Here is a 4,815-nt window from a genome sequence, read left to right on the forward strand (position 1 = left end):
CGGCGGTGGTCGGGGTGGTGGCGGCGCTGCTGCCGGCGCTGCGGGCGTCTCGGATGAACGTACTGGCGGCGATCGCGCACGAATGATGGGATGCGGATGACCGTTCAGGTCGCTTGACGACAACTTGTTTGCAGCTTGTGTGCACGAACAAGTCGCTTTCGAACAGGGGGAGTTCATGACGCGTCCGTTCCGTTTCGGGGTCAACCTGCTGGAACCCACTCCGCTCGACGCGTGGCGGGCCAAGTGCCGCCGCGCCGAGGAGCTGGGGTACGACGTGCTGCTGGTCCCGGACCACCTGGGGATGCCGGCGCCGTTCCCGTCGCTGGTCGCGGCGGCGGAGTCGACGACGCGGCCCCGGGTGGGCACGTTCGTCCTCAACACCGGCTTCTGGAACCCGGTGCTGCTGGCCCGCGAGGTGGCGACGACGGCCGCGCTGACCGGCGGCCGGCTCGAACTGGGCCTGGGCGCCGGGTACGTGGAGGCGGAGCACGAGGAGGCGGGCCTCCCGTGGGGCTCGCCGGGCGAGCGGGTGAGCCATCTGGGGCGCACGGTGGAGGAGTTGAAGAAGCGTCAGGACGGCGGCGTACAGGTCCCGTTGCTGATCGGCGGCAACGGGAACCGCATGCTGCGGCTGGCGGCGGAGCAGGCGGACGTCGTCGCCTTCGCGGGCGCGCGCGTGGTCGAGGGGAGCGCGACGGGGCAGATAACGCCCCTGTCGCCGGAGGAACTCGACGAACGGGTGGCGAGGTACGAGGAGTTGGCGTCCGGGCGCGAGGAACCGGCGGAGCGGAACCTGCTGGTGCAGCAGGTCGTCGTCACGGACGACCCGGAGGGCGCCGTCCAGCCGCTGCTGGAGCGCATACCGGGGCTCACCGCCGAGCGGGCGCTCGCGCTGCCGATCCTGCTGATCGGGTCGCGGGAGGAGATCGGCGCGAAGGTGCGGGCGCTGCGGGAGCGGTACGGGTTCACGTACTTCACGGTCCTGGAGGCGTTCATGGAGGCGTTCGGGCCGGTGCTGGCGGACCTCCAGGGCCGGGAGCCGGCGGCCCAGGGCCGTCCGGATGCTGGAATGTCCGTCGAGGGGGTGCCCGGCGTGCTGTGATCGCCGTATGCCTGATCTGCACATAAGGGCCGCGTCGCCCGAGGACCTCGACACCGTGCTGGCCTTCTGGAAGAGCGCCGCCGAGGGGACGAGCATCAGCGACGACCGGGCGGGCGTCGAGCGGCTGGTCGCCCGCGATCCGGAGGCGCTGATCCTGGCCGAGTCCGGCGGTGAGCTGGTCGGCACGGTGATCGCCGGGTTCGACGGCTGGCGCTGCCACCTGTACCGCCTCGCCGTCGACCCCGCGCGCCGCCGCCAGGGCATCGGGTCGGCGCTGCTGGCCGCCGCCGAGGAGCGCTTCGTACGGCTGGGCGGGCGCCGGGGCGACGCGATGGTGCTGACGCGCAACGAGACGGCGCACCATGCCTGGGCGGCGGCGGGGTACTCGCCGGAGGAGAAGTGGCGGCGGTGGGTGAAGCCCCTGGCCTAGCCAGGCAGCTTTGCTCATCCTTTACCCTTGAGGAGACTGTGCATTCTCCGACTCCGACGAAAGGTGTGAGCGTCCGCCCATGGGCGAGCCTCCCAGTACCCGATCTCCCGGTACCCGACATCGCGCGTTCCTCCCCGCCCTGCCCGATCATGGGACGGAGGTGACCCGATGACCGAAGTGCTCCTCCTGCTGGTGGCGGTCCTGCTGTCGTTCGCGTGCGGTGCCTTCGTCGCCGCCGAGTTCTCGCTGACCACCGTCGAGCGCAGCGAGCTGGAGCGGGCGGTCGAGCGCGGCGAGCGGGGCGCTTCCGGCGCCCTGAAGGCCGTACGGAACCTGACCTTCCAGCTCTCCGGTGCCCAGCTCGGCATCACCGTCACGAACCTGATCGTCGGCATGCTGGCCGAGCCGTCGATCTCGAAGCTCCTCTCCGGCCCGCTGGAGTCGGCCGGGCTGTCCGAGGGGGCGTCGCGGTCGGTGGCGCTGGTGATCGGTACGGGGCTGTCGACCGTGTTCCTGATGGTCGTCGGCGAGCTGGTGCCGAAGAACTGGGCGATCTCCTCGCCGCTGGCGGTCGCGAAGAGCGTCGGGAACGCGCAGCGCTGGTTCAGCGCCGGGTTCCGGCCGTTCATCACGCATCTCAACAACACGGCGAACCGGATCGTGCGCCTCTTCGGCGTCGAGCCCACCGAGGAGCTGGCCGCCGCGCGCGGGCCGCAGGAGCTGGCCGCGCTGGCCCGGCACTCCGCGAAGGAGGGCGCCCTGGAGGCCGACACCGCCGAGCTGTTCGTGCGGACGCTGAACCTGGCCGACCTGTCCGCGGAGAACGTGATGACCCCGCGCGTGCAGGTGATGGCCCTGGAGGCGCAGGCGACCTGCGAGGACGTCGCGAACGCGACCCGCGCGAGCGGCCTGTCCCGCTTCCCCGTCTACCGCGGCAACCTCGACTCGGTCGTCGGCACGGTCCACATCAAGGACGCGCTGGCCGTCTCCGCCGAGCGCCGCGCGCGCGTGTCGGTCGCCGAGATCATGCGCGAGCCGCTCCTCGTCCCCGAGTCCCTGACGGTGGACCGCCTCCTGGACCGCCTCTCCGGCAAGCGCACGATGGCCGTCGTCATCGACGAGTACGGCGGTACGGCGGGCGTCGCGACGCTGGAGGACATCGTCGAGGAGGTCGTCGGCGAGGTCCGCGACGAGCACGACCCGCACGAGACGCCCGACCTCGCCCCCGCGGGCACCGACAAGGCCGGACGCGCCCTCTACTCGGCCGACGGGGCCGCCCGTACCGATCAGCTCGCCCGCGTCGGCCTCAGGGCCCCTGAGGGGCCGTACGAGACGCTGGCGGGGCTCGTGGCGACCGAGCTGGGGCGCATTCCCGCCGTCGGCGACAGCCTGGACGTCGCCGGGTGGCGCCTCGACGTCGTCGACGCCGCCGGGCACCGTGCCGCGCGCGTCCTGCTGCACGCGCCCGCGCACGAGGACGAGGAAGCGGAGGAGGGACGATGACCGCGATCCAGTTGCTGATCGGCCTGGCGACCCTGGTCGTCAACGCCTTCTTCGTCGGCGCGGAGTTCGCGCTGATCTCCGTACGCCGGTCCCAGATCGAGCCGTATGCCGAACAGGGTGACCGGCGCGCGCGCAGTGTGCTGTGGGGGCTGGAGCACGTCTCCGCGCTCATGGCCGCCGCTCAGCTCGGAATCACGCTGTGCACGCTGGTCCTCGGTGTCGTCGCGGAACCCGCCATCGAGCATCTGCTGGAGCCGGTGTTCCACGCGGTGGGCGTCCCGGAGAGCGCCGGGCACGCGGTGTCGTTCGTCATCGCGCTGGTCCTCGCGACCTACCTGCACATGCTGCTCGGCGAGATGGTGCCCAAGAACATCGCCCTCGCCGAACCCGTGCGCAGCGCGCTGCTCCTCGGGCCGCCCCTGGTGACCCTCTCGCGCGCGCTGCGGCCGGTCATCTTCACGATCAACGCCTTCGCCAACACGCTGCTGAAACTCCTGCGCATCGAGGCCAAGGACGAGGTGACCGCGACCTTCTCCGACGCCGAGCTCGCGCAGATCGTCAAGGACGCCGGGGAGGCCGGTCTCATCGACGACCGCGCGCAGGAGCGGCTCCACGACGCGCTCGAACTCGGGCGCCGTCCGGTGCGGGACGTCGTCCTGCCGCTGGAACGCGTCGTCTACGCGCGCGTGGGGGTCACGCCGGAGGGCCTGGAGTCGCTGTCCGCCTCTTCCGGCTTCTCCCGCTTCCCCGTCGTCGACGAGGGGCGCCGGATCGTCGGCTATCTGCACGTCAAGGACGCGCTCGACGCGTCTCCCAAGGACATGCCGTTCCGGTTGCGGGATCTGCGGGCCATCGCGCGCGTGCGGGAGGCCACGCCGTTGGACGATGTGCTGACGGCGATGCGGGGCAGTCGTACGCATCTGGCGGCCGTGATGGGGGAGGACGGGCGGCTGGCCGGGATGGTGACGATGGAGGACGTGCTGAGGGAGTTGTTCGGGCAGCGGGCGTGAGGGGTCGGGCCGGTATGGCGAGTGGTGTCGGTACGACAATCCGCTGATCCGACATCGAACCGCACCGGCAAGGTCGGTTGCCCCGGGCACCGGGGTGACCGACCGCTCGGTATCGCACGGGGTTACGATCGCTGACGCCATGCAGACACAACCCACTCCCCCGTACGGCAGCCTCGTCGCGGTCGGCGACTCCTTCACCGAGGGCATGTCGGACCTCCTCCCCGACGGCACCTACCGAGGCTGGGCCGACCTCCTCGCGGCCCGCATGTCCGCCGAGGCCCCCGGCTTCCGCTACGCCAACCTCGCCGTTCGCGGCAAGCTCATCGGCCAGATCGTCGAGGAGCAGGTGCCCGTGGCGGCCGGCATGGGCGCCGACGTCGTCACCCTGGTCGGCGGCCTGAACGACACGCTCCGCCCGAAGTGCGACATGGTCCGCGTGAAGGACCTCCTCACGGAGGCGGTGGAACGCCTGGCGCCGAGCTGCAAACACCTGGTCCTGATGCGCAGCCCCGGCCGCGAGGGCCCCGTACTCCAACGCTTCCGCCCCCGCATGGAGGAGCTGTTCGCCTGCGTGGACGACCTGGCGTCGAAGCACGACGCGCTGGTGGTCGACCTCTACGGCGCCCCGTCCCTCGCGGACCCCCGCTCCTGGGACGTGGACCGCCTCCACCTCACGGCCGACGGCCACCGCCGCGTCGCCGAGGCGGTCTGGCAGACCCTGGGCCACACCCCGCAGTTCCCGGACTGGCACGCCCCCATCCCGCCCACTC

Annotated in this window: 5 protein-coding genes; all 5 read left to right on the forward strand. The window is 71.7% G+C overall.

Going from position 1 to position 4,815, the window contains the following annotated elements:
- The first annotated feature begins 175 nt into the window (after positions 1–175).
- On the forward strand, positions 176–1,102 hold the full coding sequence (locus AOK24_RS30885) for a TIGR03621 family F420-dependent LLM class oxidoreductase (RefSeq protein ID WP_055723334.1): 927 nt from the start codon (positions 176–178) through the stop codon (positions 1,100–1,102).
- Between the two features lie 7 nt (positions 1,103–1,109).
- The gene (locus tag AOK24_RS30890) at positions 1,110–1,532 is read left to right on the forward strand and encodes a GNAT family N-acetyltransferase (RefSeq protein ID WP_055723335.1); all 423 of its coding nucleotides are present in this window, start codon (positions 1,110–1,112) and stop codon (positions 1,530–1,532) included.
- Between the two features lie 168 nt (positions 1,533–1,700).
- Positions 1,701–3,035 (forward strand): hemolysin family protein, encoded by a 1,335-nt coding sequence (locus AOK24_RS30895; RefSeq protein WP_055723336.1) that lies wholly within the window; start codon positions 1,701–1,703, stop codon positions 3,033–3,035.
- The gene (locus AOK24_RS30900; RefSeq protein ID WP_055723337.1) at positions 3,032–4,045 is read left to right on the forward strand and encodes a hemolysin family protein; all 1,014 of its coding nucleotides are present in this window, start codon (positions 3,032–3,034) and stop codon (positions 4,043–4,045) included. The genes AOK24_RS30895 and AOK24_RS30900 overlap by 4 nt, the downstream gene beginning before the upstream one ends.
- A gap of 139 nt (positions 4,046–4,184) precedes the next feature.
- Positions 4,185–4,815 (forward strand): SGNH/GDSL hydrolase family protein (locus AOK24_RS30905; RefSeq protein ID WP_055723338.1); only part of this gene is annotated, 631 nt, incomplete at its 3' end.

This window comes from Streptomyces niveiscabiei (assembly GCF_001419795.1).
GTDB lineage: Bacteria > Actinomycetota > Actinomycetes > Streptomycetales > Streptomycetaceae > Streptomyces > Streptomyces niveiscabiei.

What these genes read in the sequence shown, in the direction of transcription:
- AOK24_RS30885 (WP_055723334.1), top strand. Translation starts at nt 176, where the DNA reads ATGACGCGTCCGTTCCGTTTCGGGGTCAACCTGCTGGAACCCACTCCG.
- AOK24_RS30890 (WP_055723335.1), top strand. Translation starts at nt 1,110, where the DNA reads ATGCCTGATCTGCACATAAGGGCCGCGTCGCCCGAGGACCTCGACACC.
- AOK24_RS30895 (WP_055723336.1), top strand. Translation starts at nt 1,701, where the DNA reads ATGACCGAAGTGCTCCTCCTGCTGGTGGCGGTCCTGCTGTCGTTCGCG.
- AOK24_RS30900 (WP_055723337.1), top strand. Translation starts at nt 3,032, where the DNA reads ATGACCGCGATCCAGTTGCTGATCGGCCTGGCGACCCTGGTCGTCAAC.